This window comes from Stenotrophomonas indicatrix, assembly GCF_050573115.1.
GTDB lineage: Bacteria > Pseudomonadota > Gammaproteobacteria > Xanthomonadales > Xanthomonadaceae > Stenotrophomonas > Stenotrophomonas lactitubi_A.
This window is the reverse complement of sequence record NZ_JBNYZT010000003.1, coordinates 305,084-318,456: the sequence shown is the minus strand read 5'-3', so window position 1 is coordinate 318,456 and position 13,373 is coordinate 305,084. Positions and strand designations below refer to the sequence as shown.

The following is a 13,373-nucleotide window of genomic DNA, read 5'->3' as shown; positions in this document are numbered from 1 at the left end:
AGCGTGCCGGGCCAGCGATAATGCAGGCTCTGTTGCCGTGCTGGAGCCTGTGATGTCCCTGCCTGCCACGTTGCCGACGGCCCTGTTCGTCACCGGCACCGATACCGAGATCGGCAAGACCGCCGCCAGTACCGCGCTGCTGTACGCGCTGCGCCGGCGCGGCCTGCGCGCGGTAGGCATGAAGCCAGTGGCCAGCGGCAGCCACGATCTGGGGCAGGGGTTGCGCAACGACGACGCGCTGGCACTGCAGGCCGCCAGCCTGCCGGTGCCGGCCTACGCCGATCTGAACCCCTACGCATTGCGCCAGCCGTTGGCGCCGGAGCTGGCGGCGGCAGAAGATGGCGTGCGCATCGAACTGGCACCGATCGTGGCGGCCTTCGAACGCCTGCGCGCACAGGCCGACGTGGTGGTGGTCGAAGGCGTGGGCGGCTGGCTGGCGCCACTGTCGGCGCAGCTGGACCAGCTTGATCTGGTACGTGCACTGCGGCTGCCGGTGGTGCTGGTGGTCGGCATGCGCCTGGGCTGCGTCAACCACGCGCGGTTGACCGCACAATCGCTGCAGGCCAGCGGCGTGGACTGCCTGGGTTGGATCGGCAACCACATCGATCCTTCGATGCAGCGCCAGGATGAGAACTTCGCGACCCTGCAGCAGCGTCTGCCGATGCCCTGCTGGGGGCGGTTGCCGCATCTGCCGGGTGCCGATGGCGAAGCATTGAGCGCCTTCCTGCACGACAACCAAGGGTAGTGCCGGCCGCTGGCCGGCAACTGCACGCACTTGACTACCTCGAGGTTGCCGGCCAGCGGCCGGCACTACCGTGTTGCCGCCGCCAGCTCCCGAACCACGCGCGGTTGACCGCACAATCGCTGCAGGCCAATGGCGTGGACTGCCTGGGTTGGATCGGCAACCACATCGATCCTTCGATGCAGCGCCAGGATGAGAACTGCGCGACCCTGCAGCAGCGCCTGCCGATGCCCTGTTGGGGACGGCTGCCGCATCTGCCGGGCGCCGATGGCGAAGCGCTGAGCGCGTACCTGCACCACGACCAAGGGTAGTGCCGGCCGCTGGCCGGCAACCTGGAGGTAATGGAATGCGTGCAGTTGCCGGCCAGCGGCCGGCACTACCGTGTTGCCGCCGCCAGCTCCCGCGCGATCGCGCCCAACCGTTCCACCGCACCGATGAAGCGCGCGTCCAGAGTCTGGCAGCACGACAGCCGCAGACAATGCCGGTACCGCGCGCCACGCGAATACACCTGGCCCGGCATGAACACGATGTCCTCCGCCAGTGCGCGCTCGAACAGTTCACGGGTGTCCACGCCCGGCAGCTCCAGCCACAGCAGGAAACCGCCCTGCGGCTCGGTGGCGCAGGTGCCGGCAGGGAAGTGTTCGGCCACCAGTTGCCGCAGGCGACCGACCTGCTCGCGGTACAACCGTCGCATGCGATGCAGGTGGTGCTCGTAGCTGCCGGCTTCCAGGTAAGCAGCCACCGCATCGCCGAGCAGCTGCGGTTCACCGCCGGTGGACTGGAATTTGAGCAGCGCGATGCGTTCGGCGAAGCGTCCGCCATCGAGCCAGCCGATCCGGTAGTCCGGTGCCAGCGTCTTCGAAAAGCCGCCGACCACCATCACCCAACCGTCGCGGTCGAACGCCTTCAGCAAGGGGGCGGGCGGCTCGCAGTACTGCAGTTCGGCATACACCGCGTCTTCGATCAGCGGGACCTGGCGTGCGTTGACCAGCTCGGCCAGACGTTGCTTGTCGGCGATCGGCATCGTGCAGCCCAGAGGGTTGTGTACGGTCGGCATCACCACCAGTGCCGCCAGCGGCGTGTGCTCCAGCAGTGCTTCCAACGCATCCACGTCCAGGCCACGCTGCGGATGGGTGGGCAACTCGATCGGCTGCAGGCCGAGGGTGGTCAGCAAGGGATACAGGTTGAAGTACGAGGGCGCCTCGATGCCGACGGCATCACCGGCCTGGGTAACCGCGCGCAGGGCCAGCTGCAGTGCCTCCATCGCGCCATGGGTCAGCAGCAGGCGCTCGGCGTGGGTATGCAGGCCCAGCCGCGGGCCACGCCGCACGATCTGCGCCAGCAGGCGCTGCGACCCGTTGGGACGGGCATAGGTTTCGACGGTCTGCTGGCCATGTCGCAGCACCTGTGCGGTGTGCCGTGCCAGTTGCGCGCCCGGGTAGAACTGTCGTCCGCGCGGGCCGGCAAAGGCCAGGTCGACCACGCCGGGGCGACGCTGTGCTTCCAGCACGCGGGCCATCAGTACCTGTTGCAGTGGCGCGGTCGGCGCTGACGGTGCATCGCGCAGCGAACGCTGCGGTGCCGACAGTCGCGGCGCGACTTCGAAGCCGGCCTTCGGCCGCGGAATCACCAGTCCGGCGTCTTCCAGCTGGCGATAGGCCGCAATCACGGTGTTCAGGCTGAGCTGGCGCTGCGAAGCCATCTGCCGCAGCGACGGCAACCGGCTGCCGACCGGCAAGCGTCCGCCGTGGATGGCTTCAGCCAGCTCGTCCGAGAGCCGCTGGTAGCGGGGTGGGATCATCGTGGTGGTGTCTTCTGTATCCATCGACTCGATCCGCATCTGGTTCTGTACCCATGATGCCGACGAGCCTAGCATGTCGTTGTCGGCCGGGCCTGATCGGGGCCGGGTCGATACTTCCCAAGCGCACGGCCCCGTGGCCGTGCGTCTTTTTCCTTGCCTGGGTAGTGCCGGCCGCTGGCCGGCAATCCCTGCCTCAGGAAGGGTGCGGTTGCCGGCCAGCGGCCGGCACTACCCGGGGTGTCACCGCATCGGCACCAGCGCCGGATCGCGGCGATACAGCGCCGGGAACTGCTTGCCGAGCGCGGCCAGCTTGGGCGCGTCGTAGTAGCGGATATACGCGGCCTGCGGGTAGTTGCTCATGTAGTTCTGGTGGTAGCTCTCGGCGGGGTAGAAGCGCTGGCCGCTGCCCACCTGGGTAACGATCGGCGCGCGGTAGCTGCCCGCTTGGCCGAGCTGGCCGATGTAGGCGCGACTTGCTGTCTGCTGGCGCATGTCATCGACGAAGATCGCCGAGCGGTACTGGCTGCCGTGATCGGGCCCCTGGCGGTTGAGCTGGGTCGGGTCGTGCACCACCGAGAAGAACACCTGCATCAGCTGCCCATAGCTGACCTGGCGCGGGTCGTAGTCCACCTTCACCGCTTCGGCGTGGCCGGTGCGGCCACCGCTGACGCGCTCATAGCGGGCATCGGTGGCACTGCCTCCGATGTACCCGGACACCGCGTTGCTCACCCCTTTGACGTGCTGGAACACGCCCTGCACGCCCCAGAAACATCCACCGGCGAAGACCACGCTGGCGTGGCTGGTGTCATCGCGGAACGTTGCATCGCCGCTGGGCGCAGGCAGCGCCTGCACCTGCGCCGTGGGCTCGGCCGCTGCGGCCACCGCGCCGTGGTCCACCAGCAGCACGCCAGCGAGCAGCGCAGTGGCGACCAGGCCGGCGACGCCGGCGGCAATACCCTGTTCGAAGGAGAGTTTCATCATGTGCTCCCGGTTCAACCGAAGGTGAAGGCGTAGGCCTGCACGCCTGCGTCGAGGAATTCGATCTCGAAGCGATGCGGACCGATCGTGCCGCGCTGGCGGATCAGCTGGTACAACCGGTGTTCGTTGACGGTGCCGGTGCCATCGGCAGCCACGTCGGCGCCGGCATCGGCCGTTGGCAATGGCTTGCCATCGAGCAGCACGCGGAAGCGCACCGGCTTGCCGTCCTCGCCCGGTGCCAGCACCAGATGCAGGTCGCGGGCATGGAACTGGAAGGCGATGCGCCCGCCGGCCTGCTGCAGCTGTGCGGCTTCATCGTTGACGCGCCACTGTCCGGACAGGCCCCATTGGTTCAGCGCCAGGGTGGACGGCAGCGTGTAGCCGAATACTGCGTCGGCGCGCTGCCCGCCCGGAGAGGCGAACTGCTCGGCACGTGCGTGGCCCAGGTAGGTTTCCGGCGAGCGCAGGTTGCCCATGTCGGCCTGCGTTGCCACGCCCTGCAGGTCAGCCGCGGCCGGGTCCGCAGGTGGCGGCAGATCGGTCTGGCCGGCTTCCACCAGCAGGCGGCGGATCACCTGTTCGGAGTGCGCGTAGTTGCCCTCGCCGAACTGGTGGCCGCGGATGTTGCCCTGCGCGTCGATGAAGTAGTGCGCTGGCCAGTAGCGGTTGTTGAACGCGCGCCAGATCGCATACTGGTTGTCGAGTGCGACCGGGTACCCGACCCTCAGCTGCTGCACGGCCTTCATCACGTTGCGCGGGTCGCGCTCGAACGCGAACTCCGGCGTGTGCACGCCGACCACTACCAGGCCATGGTCGCGGTAGCGCTGCGCCCACTCGTGCACGAACGGCATCGCGCGCAGGCAGTTGATGCAGGAGTAGGTCCAGAAATCGATCAGCACCACCTTGCCGCGCAGCTGCTCGCGGCTCAGCGGTGGGCTGTTGAGCCAGCCGGTGGCGCCGTCCAGCGAGGGCAGGGCGCCTTCCACTGGCAGCGGCGCGCCACCTTGCCCGGCCGCCATCATCATCATCGGCGGTGCCGCCGGCTGCGTACCAGGCACGGCATCCAGCAGGCCCTGCTCGATGCGTGCGGTACTGACGGCGGACAGACGGGTCAGCAGGCCGGTGTCCCAGCCCAGGCCGATTGCCACCACCGCCAGCAGCGCGGCCACGCCCAGCACCCGGCGCACCACATTGCCCAGACCGAGGCGGGCCTGCAGTGCACGGAACACGCGGCCGCCCACCCACACCGCCAGCGCCAGCGCGGTGACTGCGCCCAGCGCGTAGGCCAGCAACAGCGAACTGGTGCCGACACTGGCGCCGTTCAGGGCGGCGCCGGTCAGCACCAGGCCGAGAATCGGGCCGGCGCAGGGCGCCCACAGCAGGCCGGTGGCGATGCCGATCAGCAGGGAGGTCCAGGCGCCGCCACGGCCGGCCGCATCAGCGGCGTCGGCACGCGCGCTCAGGCGCGCACCGATGCGCTGGAACGGCGCCAGCAGATGGTCGGCCAGGGTCGGCCACAGCAGCGCGATGGCGAACACGGCCATCAGCACCAGTGCTACCCAGCGGCCGATCTGATTGGCCTGCGCCACCCACTGGCTGCCGACCGCCGCCAGGCTGGCGACCACGGTGAAGGTCAGCGCCATGCCCGTCAGCAACGGCAGGGTGCTGCGCAGGAAAGGACGATCGGCGCGTGCGAACACGAACGGCAGCACCGGCAGGATGCACGGGCTGAGCAGGGTCAGCACGCCCCCGAGATAGGCAAGCAGCAACAGCAGCATCATCAGGCTCCAGAAACGGGGGAAGAACCGAGTGGCACGCGCCAGCCGCCAGCGGCGTCCTGTTGTGCAGCCCCGGGCATGAACACCATCGCCGCACCGTTCATGCAGTAGCGCAGTCCGGTCGGGCGCGGGCCGTCGTTGAACACGTGGCCGAGGTGGCCGCCACAACGGCGGCAATGTGCCTCCACCCGCAACATGCCGAAAGTGGTGTCGCGGTCTTCGCCGATGGCGTTGTGCAGCGGCGCCCAGAAGCTGGGCCAGCCGGTGTGGCTCTCGAACTTGGTGGACGACGAGAACAGCGGCAACGCGCAGCCGGAGCAGGCGAACGTACCCTGCCGGTGTTCCTTGTTCAGCGGGCTGCTCCAGGGACGTTCGGTGGCCTGCTGGCGCAGCACAGCGTACTGCGCCGGGCTCAGCAGCCGGCGCCACTCGGCGTCGCTGCGGGCCACCTCGAACTGTCGCGAAGGCCGTGCCTCGGCAGCGGCGGGAGCAGCACGGCTGCACGCGCCCAGGCCCAGCAGGCCGGCGGCGGTGACAGCACCGCCCAGGCCCAGCAGATGGCGGCGGGTGAGGGACATGGCGGACTCCGGGAAGGGGCGACGGGGCCATCCTGCGCCCCCTCCGGTCAACGAATCCTCACGCAGGATTCAATTTTTCGTGAGGTATCCACGCCGCTCCCGCGCCACAATGCGGGCAGCCTCCCCACTGGCCTGAACCTGCCGATGTCCGCCAAACGTGTCCTGATCGTTGAAGACGATGCCCACATCGCCGACCTGCTGCGCATGCACCTGGGCGATGAGGGCTATGAAGTCGCACACGCCGCCAGCGGTGATGCCGGCCTGCGCCTGATCGAACAGGAAGGCCCGTGGGATGCGCTGGTACTGGACGTGATGCTGCCGGGCGTGGACGGCCTGCAGATCTGCCAGCGTGCACGCGCGATGGCGCGCTATGTGCCGATCATCATCATCAGTGCGCGCGGCAGCGAAACCCAGCGCATCGTCGGTCTGGAACTGGGTGCGGACGACTACTTGGCCAAGCCGTTCTCGATGCCGGAACTGGTGGCACGCGTGCGTGCGCTGCTGCGCCGTGCCGAAGCCATGGCACAGAACGCACGCATCGATGCCGGGGCGATTGAACTCGGTGGACTGCGCCTGGATCCGGTCGCGCGCACGGCCGCCGTCGATGGCAATGCGTTGGAGCTGACCCCGCGTGAGTTCGAACTGCTGCTGTTCTTCGCCCGCCACCCGGACCAGGTATTTGCGCGGATGGAACTGCTCAACCAGGTCTGGGGCTACCAGCACGATGGTTACGAGCACACGGTCAACACCCACATCAACCGCCTGCGCAGCAAGATCGAGACCGACCCGGGCAACCCACGGCGTCTGCTGACGGTGTGGGGGCGCGGCTACAAGCTGGTCGACCCGGCCGGGGCGGCAGCATGATCAAGCCGAACCTTTGGCAGAAACTGGCGCTGGTGATGTCGGCGCTGATGCTGACGTGCTGCATGGCGCTGCTGGCCTGGCAGATGCGCACCAATACCCGGCATGAGCAGGAAGTGGTGCAGCGCCTGTCGCTGGGGTTGGCCGAGCACATCGCCCAGCGCAGCGAGCTGATGGACACGAGTGGTATGCGTGATGCGGCGGTGCGCGCATTGTTCGGCCAGCTGATGGCAGTCAACCCCAGTGTCGAGGTGTACCTGCTGGATGAGCAGGGGCGCATTCTCGGCCATGATGCACCCAGCGGCCACTTGATGCGCAGCCAGGTGGATGTGGCACCGCTGCGGCGCCTGCTGTCCGGCGCGGCACTGCCGATCCTCGGTGACGATCCCCGCAGTGCCGATGGCCGCAAGGTGTTCAGCGTCGCTCCGCTGGTGGTGCAGGGGCGGCAGGCCGGCTACGTGTACGTGGTGCTGGTGGGCGAACACCGGCAGATGCTGGCCGATGACCTGGCCGCTGGCAGCCAATGGCACACCACGCTGTGGTCGGTGCTGTTGATAGGCGGGCTGGGTCTGCTTGCCGGCCTGGTGGCCTTCTACTGGGTAACCCGGCCGCTGCGCCAGGTCACCCGGCGCATACAGGCCTTCGACATCGACGCACCCACGCCGCTGCCAGCGCCGGTACCGCTGCGCGCGGGCGAGCGCGATGAGCTGAAGATCCTCGAACATGCCCATGCGCAGATGGCACAGCGGCTGGGCGAACAGTGGCAGCAGCTGCGCCAGCAGGACCTGCAGCGCCGCGAACTGGTGGCCAACATCTCGCACGACCTGCGCACGCCGTTGTCCTCGCTGCACGGTTACCTGGAAACGCTGGCACTGAAGGAAGCCACGCTGTCGCCGCAGGAGCGTCGTCGCTATCTCGGTATCGCGATTGCGCAGAGCGCCAAGGTCGGCCGTCTTGCCCGCGCACTGTTCGAGCTGGCACGGCTGGAACACGGCGAAGTGCGGTTGGAGTGGGAAGTGTTCGCGCTGCCGGAATTGTTGCAGGACGTGCTGCAGAAATTCGAACTGGCCGCGCAGGCGCGTGGGCAGCGCCTGCATGCTGAGTTCCCGCCGGGCTTGCCGCTGGTGCGTGCCGATCTCGGTCTTGTGGAGCGCGTGCTGACCAACCTGCTCGACAACGCGCTGCGCCATGCGCCGGACGGTGGCAGCGTGCAGGTGCAGCTGTCGGCGCTGCCCGACAGTGTGCAGGTGGCGGTACAGGACGATGGCCCCGGGGTGCTGCCGGCGCTGCGTGGGCAACTGTTCCAGGCGCCGGCCGCACTGGGCGCGCGGCGTGGCGAAAACGGCGGGCTCGGCCTGCTGATCGTGCAGCGGATCGTGCAGTTGCACGGCCGCCGTATCGAACTGCGCGAAAGCGAACAGGGCGCGCTGTTCGTGTTCGCCTTGCCACGTGCGGATGCCGAGACGAACTAGACGTCTTCTGCCGGCGGTGCGATACCGCTTTCCATCGGCAGCAGCAGCCGGATGCAGGCGCCACCAAGCGCCGAATCAGCCACTTCCACGTGGCCGCGATGCTTGTCCGCCACCACCTGCACCAGTGCCAGCCCCAGCCCGAAACCTGGGCTGGCCTGGTCCAGCCGCACGTAGGGCTGCAGCACCTGGCTGCGCAGTTCGACGGCGATGCCGGGGCCGTCGTCCTCCACCTGCAGGCACAACCATCCCTCGTTGAGCGTGCTGACGATGCGGATCTGCCGGCGCGCATAGCGCAGCGCGTTGCCCAGCAGGTTGCGCAGCGCCAGTTCCAGCATGTGCCGATTGACGTTGACCAGCCCTGCCGGTGACAGGTCCTGCTGCACCGGGATCGTCAGTGGTGCGAACTGATCGACCACGCCGCGTACCAGTGCGGCCAGCTGCAGGCGCTGGCGGGTGAGCTGATGGCAGCGCCCGAGCGCGGCGTATTCAACGCCGGCGTCGGTCAGGTGCTGCAGGCGGTCCACATCGATGCGCAGCCCGGACAGCGCATCGCGCTGGGCGTCGTCCAGTCCGGTGTCTTCCAGGTCGGCCAGGCCGAAGCGCATCCGTGCCAGCGGTGTACGTACTTCGTGCGCCACCGCCTGGGCCAGCACGCGCTGGCTTTCCAGCAGCAACTGCAGCTGTTCGGCCATGTGGTTGAACGCCTTGGCCAAGGGGCGCACCAGCGCGGTACCCGCGCGCGGCGCGCGGCTGTCGAGCTGACCATCGCGCATCCGTCGCGCGGTCTGCGCCAGCTGCGATACATCGCGCCACAGCCGGTAGACCATCACGTACATCGGCAACGCCACCGCCACCATCAGGATCAGCAGGATGATGGCCACGCCGGAGGCCTCGCTGTCCTGCCAGCCTTCTTCAGGCAGGGCCTGGTCCAATGGTCCCAGGATCAACGCACTGCTGCTGTTGCCGATGCGCTGCAGGCTGCGCATGCTGTCCAGCTCGATCTGCACATGTCCCTTGTACAGGCCCTGGCGCTGTTTCGCCGGCACTATCTCGGCCGCTTCGGTCAACGGCATCAGCTGCAGCGGGTAGGCGAAATCGCTGTCCAGCTGGCGTGTCAGGGCTGGCCACTGTGCGGGCGGGGTTTCGGCGAATCGATGTTGCAGCATCGCGTGCGGGCCGCGCATTTCCGCCTGCAGGCTGGCCTCGGTGCGGTCTTCCAGCAGCGCATCCCAGGCCCACAACCCGAGCACGATCAGCAACAGATGGGCTACCAGGAAGCCGATGCCGTAGCGCAGGAAGTGGAAGGCATGGCCACGCATGGCCGACGGTGTGCGCTTCATCCCCATGCCGACCGGCTGAACAGGTAACCGCGGCCGCGCACGGTCTTGATCCGCTCGGGCTGTTCCGGGTTGTCGCCCAGCTTGCGCCGCAGGCGCGAGATGCGTGCATCGATCGAGCGGTCCAGGCCATCGAAGGCGATGCCGCGCAGGCCGCGCAGCAGCGCATCGCGGTCGAGGATCTGGCCCGCGTTGCCGGCCAGCAGGAACAGCAGGTCGAATTCGGCGGTGGTCAGCTCCAGCAGGCGGCCCTGCAGATGCACGTTGCGGGTGGACGGGTCGATGCTCAGTTCACCGAAACGCAGCGCTTCATCGCGTGGCTCGACCCGGCGGTGGCGGCGCAGGTGGGCGCGCAGCCGGGCCAGCAGCACCCGCGGTTCGATCGGCTTGCCGATGTAGTCGTCGGCGCCCAGTTCCAGCCCCAGCACCTGGTCGATGTTGTCGGTACGGGCGCTCAGCACGCAGATGATCCCGTCATAGTGGGGCCGGATCTGCCGACACACTTCGAAACCATCCTGGCCCGGCAGGCCGATGTCGAGCAGGACCAGCGCCGGCTTCTCGCTGAGGATTCGGGCGATCGCGCGCTGGCCGCAGCGCTCATGGGCGACCTGGTAACCGTGGCGCTGCAGGTAGTCGCTGACCATCGTGCCCAGCCGAGCGTCGTCTTCAACCAGTACGATATCCAGCATTTACAAGGCCTCCGGGGCACTTCCGTACCGCCGTGGCACGAGCGCGGCGATGCTATCCCAGCTGTCGGGCCGCCCGGGTCCTGGGGGCGGGCGCCATTCAGCCGGGGTTGCTGGCGCACGGGCCGGGCCTCAGGCCGGGCAATGACTTGGCGGCAGGTTAGCAATCCGGTTGTTACAAAACGTTACGCAAGGCGTGCCTGCGGTGACGGTCGCTGACAGCGCTACGACTGACGTGGCGCGCGGCGGGGCGGAGCATGGCAGCTCTCCCCATCCGCGTGCCGCCCTCATGCCGTCCGCTTCCTGCCCCGTGCTTTCCCTTGATTGCCATTGCCATGGAGGCCAGCGATGAGCGGCGTGGTCGGGGCCTGGCTGCCGCCTGCCGACGACGAGCAGCTGCTGCAGCAGCTGGCGCCGATGCTGCGGGCGCTGCAGCAGCGCGGCCGGGGTCGCATCGGTTACTGGACCGATGCCGACGCAGGACTGGCCCTCGGTCATTGCCGCGCGCCGACCGACATGCCGTTGCAGCCGCTCAGTTCCAGCTGCGGGCGCTACGTGCTGTGCCTGGATGGCCGCATCTACAACAGAGCCGCGCTGCAGTCGCAGCTGCGTGATCTGCCGCGCAGCTGCACCGATGCACGCCTGCTGCTGCAGGCCATCGTCGAGTGGGGCGTGCAGCGTGCGCTGTCGCGCATCGAAGGGGCGTTTGCGTTCAGCGTCTGGGACCGCCATGCGCATGAACTCTGGCTGGCGCGCGACCCGGTCGGCGAACGGCCGTTGTATTACGGGTGGTACCAGGGCCAGTTCCTGTTCGCTTCTGAGTTGAAGGCGCTGCAGGCCTTCGCCGGGTTTGCTCCCAGCATCGACCAGGATGCATTGAGCCTGCTGCTGCGCCATGACTATGTGCCCGCGCCGCACACCATCTATCGCGGCATCCACAAGCTGGTGGCCGGGGCGATGCTGCGCGTGGACCTCAACGACCATGCCGCCGGCGGATCAACGCAGGCGACGCAGGGAGGCCATCGTTACTGGTGCGCGCGCGATGCGATGCAATCCGCGCTGCAGGAGCCGTTGCAGCCGGCGCCCAGCCTCGAGCAGGCCACCGACCAGTTGGAGGTGGTGCTGCAGCAGGCGATCGCCGCGCGCATGCATTCACCCGTGGCCTGCGGTGCATTCCTGTCCGGGGGTACCGATTCCTCGCTGGTGGTGGCGATGATGCAGGCGCAGTCGGCGTTGCCGGTGGAAGCATGGACGGTGGGTTTCGACGACCCCGGTCACGACGAGAGCGACTGGGCCTCGCAGGTCGCGCGCCACCTGGGCGTGCATCACCACCTGCACAGGATGGACAGCCGGCAGGGCCTGGACCTGCTGCAGCGCTTGCCGCAGGTCTGGTGCGAACCGTTCGCCGATGCTTCGCAGCTGCCCACCTTGCTGGCCAGCGAACTGCTCGGCGCGCGCAAGCCGGTGGCGCTGACCGGCGACGGCGGCGACGAACTGTTCTTCGGCCATCCCAGCTATGGCCGTGCCTTGCGCAATGCGCGCCTGTGCGGTGGCCTGCCGGACTGGGTGCGCGACCTCGCGCGACGTGGCAGCAGCCGCTTGAACGTGGAGCGGGGGCGTCTTGGCGGTTGGCGGGCACTGGTGGCCGAAGTGGCGGCCAACGATGTGGAGGGGCATTACCTGCAGCGCGTTACCCGCTGGCGGCAGCCGACCCAGGTGGTATTGGGCGCACGCGAGCCGGCGACGATCTTCCAGCAGCAGGACACCGCACTGCCGGCAGAAGCGCGCATCCAGCTGCTGGATTTCCGTATGGATCTGGCCGAAGGCATTCTTGCCAAGGTCGACCGTGCCGGTATGGCGGCCGGCGTGGAAACACGCTCGCCCTTGCTGGACATGGAGGTGGTGCGCCTGGCCTGGCGCCTGCCGCAGCACCTGAAGTACCACGATGGTGAGCACAAGCTGATCCTCAAGCATCTGCTTTCGCGCTACCTGCCCGCGCCGCTGGTCTATCGTCCCAAGCGCGGCTTCGGCCCGCCGATGGCGCGCTGGCTGGCTGGCCCGCTGCGCGATTGGGCAGAAGCACTGCTCGATCCGCAGCTGCTGCGCAACCAGGGCTGCTTCGACGCGGTGCGCGTGCGCGCGATCTGGGAGGCGTTCCTGCGCGGCGAGCGCAAATGGCATACGCACCTGTGGAACGTGTTGATGTTCCAGGCGTGGTACCAGCACTGGCACGGCAACCGCGGGCGCTGAGTATTCCTTGCGCGACGAACTCATTCCGCCCTGCGTGGGGAGATCTTCGGTGGCCTCAGGAAAGCAGCGATCTGCGCGCCTGCTGCCGCAAGCCGAGCCTCGTCGGGGCGGGTAGGGGGCTGGGCAAAGTAAAGGGGGAGGTGACGGCCAACGGCCGGCGCCGGGGGACATTTGCCTAGGCCCCTACCTGCTCCGACGGGGCCCTTCAGCTCGCAGAGACCCGGACGAAGACGCGCTCCAGAATCCAGACGCCAGACAAAAAAAGACCCGGCAGAGGGAGGGATCTGCCGGGTCCGGATTGCATGGGGGGAGGGACCCATGCAATGAGCGTGGGCGTCGCGCCAGTGGCTGTTGCCAGTCGCATCCGCCGTGCATTTGTATTGATGCAATGCAGCATACGCCGATCATGCGGCATTGCAACAAAAATCACGAAGGCGCCGCGTTCGGCGCCTTGATGCCTTTCAGATCAAGGGGTTGATCAGGCGGCTGGGCCGCGGTAGCGGCAGCCCGAGGTGCAGGTTTCGTGCACCGTGATCTCGCTCAATGCCGGCAGGATGGGCTTGAGCTCGGCCCAGATCCATACGGCCAGATTCTCGCTGGTCGGGTTCTCCAGGCCGGGGATGTCATTGAGGTAGTGGTGGTCCAGGCGGTCGTAGATCGGCTGGAACGCCGCCTTCACATCGCCGAAATCCATGATCCAGCCGGTCTGCGCACCCGGCTCGCCCTCAACCTTCAGTTCCACCCGGAAGGAGTGGCCGTGCAGACGCGCGCATTTGTGCCCCGGCGGCACGTTGGGGAGGCGATGCGCCGCCTCGAGCATGAAGACTTTGAAGATTTCCATGCCCCGATTGTACGCCGCAGGCGCCCGATCAGCCCGATCCCGCGTTGTC

At 68.0% G+C, this 13,373-nt stretch carries 12 protein-coding genes; 5 read left to right on the top strand and 7 right to left on the bottom strand.

What is annotated here, in order from left to right:
* Window positions 1-52 precede the first annotated feature (52 nt).
* Both bioD (ACQ5SA_RS10215) and bioD (ACQ5SA_RS10210) read left to right on the top strand, forming a co-directional pair.
* Window positions 53-745: a dethiobiotin synthase gene (bioD, locus tag ACQ5SA_RS10215; protein ID WP_499314160.1), complete on the top strand. Its 693-nt coding sequence runs from the start codon at window positions 53-55 to the stop codon at window positions 743-745.
* 104 nt (window positions 746-849) lie between these two features.
* Window positions 850-1,053, top strand: a complete 204-nt coding sequence (bioD, locus tag ACQ5SA_RS10210; RefSeq protein ID WP_499314159.1) for an ATP-dependent dethiobiotin synthetase BioD — start codon at window positions 850-852, stop codon at window positions 1,051-1,053.
* Between the two features lie 65 nt (window positions 1,054-1,118).
* On the opposite strand, the gene ACQ5SA_RS10205 is transcribed toward bioD (ACQ5SA_RS10210), so the two are convergent.
* From ACQ5SA_RS10205 to msrB, 4 genes are all read right to left on the bottom strand, one after another.
* Complete coding sequence (locus ACQ5SA_RS10205) at window positions 1,119-2,567, bottom strand: aminotransferase-like domain-containing protein (protein WP_499314158.1); 1,449 nt, start codon at window positions 2,565-2,567, stop codon at window positions 1,119-1,121.
* A gap of 216 nt (window positions 2,568-2,783) precedes the next feature.
* Entirely contained in the window at window positions 2,784-3,521 is a 738-nt protein-coding gene (msrA, locus tag ACQ5SA_RS10200) for a peptide-methionine (S)-S-oxide reductase MsrA (protein WP_499314157.1), read from the bottom strand.
* 14 nt (window positions 3,522-3,535) lie between these two features.
* Window positions 3,536-5,299, bottom strand: a complete 1,764-nt coding sequence (locus ACQ5SA_RS10195) for a cytochrome c biogenesis protein DipZ (protein ID WP_499314156.1) — start codon at window positions 5,297-5,299, stop codon at window positions 3,536-3,538.
* Window positions 5,300-5,301: 2 nt separating this feature from the next.
* Window positions 5,302-5,877 carry a peptide-methionine (R)-S-oxide reductase MsrB gene (gene msrB, locus ACQ5SA_RS10190; RefSeq protein WP_499314155.1) on the bottom strand — a complete coding sequence of 192 codons (576 nt, stop codon included), beginning with the start codon at window positions 5,875-5,877 and terminating at the stop codon, window positions 5,302-5,304.
* 144 nt (window positions 5,878-6,021) lie between these two features.
* Here msrB and ACQ5SA_RS10185 point away from each other — a divergent pair, with 144 nt between their 5' ends.
* The gene (locus ACQ5SA_RS10185) at window positions 6,022-6,741 is read left to right on the top strand and encodes a response regulator transcription factor (RefSeq protein ID WP_499314154.1); all 720 of its coding nucleotides are present in this window, start codon (window positions 6,022-6,024) and stop codon (window positions 6,739-6,741) included.
* The gene (locus tag ACQ5SA_RS10180; RefSeq protein WP_499314153.1) at window positions 6,738-8,210 is read left to right on the top strand and encodes a sensor histidine kinase; all 1,473 of its coding nucleotides are present in this window, start codon (window positions 6,738-6,740) and stop codon (window positions 8,208-8,210) included. Before ACQ5SA_RS10185 ends, ACQ5SA_RS10180 begins: the two co-directional genes overlap by 4 nt.
* On the opposite strand, the gene ACQ5SA_RS10175 is transcribed toward ACQ5SA_RS10180, so the two are convergent.
* Both ACQ5SA_RS10175 and ACQ5SA_RS10170 read right to left on the bottom strand, forming a co-directional pair.
* Window positions 8,207-9,550 (bottom strand): ATP-binding protein, encoded by a 1,344-nt coding sequence (locus ACQ5SA_RS10175; protein ID WP_499314152.1) that lies wholly within the window; start codon window positions 9,548-9,550, stop codon window positions 8,207-8,209. The genes ACQ5SA_RS10180 and ACQ5SA_RS10175 overlap by 4 nt on opposite strands.
* Complete coding sequence (locus tag ACQ5SA_RS10170) at window positions 9,547-10,236, bottom strand: winged helix-turn-helix domain-containing protein (protein ID WP_099821602.1); 690 nt, start codon at window positions 10,234-10,236, stop codon at window positions 9,547-9,549. Before ACQ5SA_RS10170 ends, ACQ5SA_RS10175 begins: the two co-directional genes overlap by 4 nt.
* A gap of 345 nt (window positions 10,237-10,581) precedes the next feature.
* Here ACQ5SA_RS10170 and asnB point away from each other — a divergent pair, with 345 nt between their 5' ends.
* A complete protein-coding gene (asnB, locus tag ACQ5SA_RS10165; RefSeq protein WP_230113174.1) occupies window positions 10,582-12,483 on the top strand; it encodes an asparagine synthase (glutamine-hydrolyzing) in 1,902 nt (633 codons plus the stop codon).
* 478 nt (window positions 12,484-12,961) lie between these two features.
* On the opposite strand, the gene queD is transcribed toward asnB, so the two are convergent.
* Entirely contained in the window at window positions 12,962-13,324 is a 363-nt protein-coding gene (gene queD / locus ACQ5SA_RS10160; protein ID WP_230113347.1) for a 6-carboxytetrahydropterin synthase QueD, read from the bottom strand.
* Window positions 13,325-13,373 lie beyond the last annotated feature (49 nt).

Coding starts and splice junctions, on each gene's coding strand:
- ACQ5SA_RS10175 (WP_499314152.1), bottom strand. CDS start 9,550: ATGAAGCGCACACCGTCGGCCATGCGTGGCCATGCCTTCCACTTCCTG.
- ACQ5SA_RS10170 (WP_099821602.1), bottom strand. CDS start 10,236: ATGCTGGATATCGTACTGGTTGAAGACGACGCTCGGCTGGGCACGATG.
- ACQ5SA_RS10205 (WP_499314158.1), bottom strand. CDS start 2,567: ATGGATACAGAAGACACCACCACGATGATCCCACCCCGCTACCAGCGG.
- queD (WP_230113347.1), bottom strand. CDS start 13,324: ATGGAAATCTTCAAAGTCTTCATGCTCGAGGCGGCGCATCGCCTCCCC.
- ACQ5SA_RS10180 (WP_499314153.1), top strand. CDS start 6,738: ATGATCAAGCCGAACCTTTGGCAGAAACTGGCGCTGGTGATGTCGGCG.
- msrB (WP_499314155.1), bottom strand. CDS start 5,877: ATGTCCCTCACCCGCCGCCATCTGCTGGGCCTGGGCGGTGCTGTCACC.
- msrA (WP_499314157.1), bottom strand. CDS start 3,521: ATGAAACTCTCCTTCGAACAGGGTATTGCCGCCGGCGTCGCCGGCCTG.
- ACQ5SA_RS10185 (WP_499314154.1), top strand. CDS start 6,022: ATGTCCGCCAAACGTGTCCTGATCGTTGAAGACGATGCCCACATCGCC.
- ACQ5SA_RS10195 (WP_499314156.1), bottom strand. CDS start 5,299: ATGCTGCTGTTGCTGCTTGCCTATCTCGGGGGCGTGCTGACCCTGCTC.
- asnB (WP_230113174.1), top strand. CDS start 10,582: ATGAGCGGCGTGGTCGGGGCCTGGCTGCCGCCTGCCGACGACGAGCAG.
- bioD (WP_499314160.1), top strand. CDS start 53: ATGTCCCTGCCTGCCACGTTGCCGACGGCCCTGTTCGTCACCGGCACC.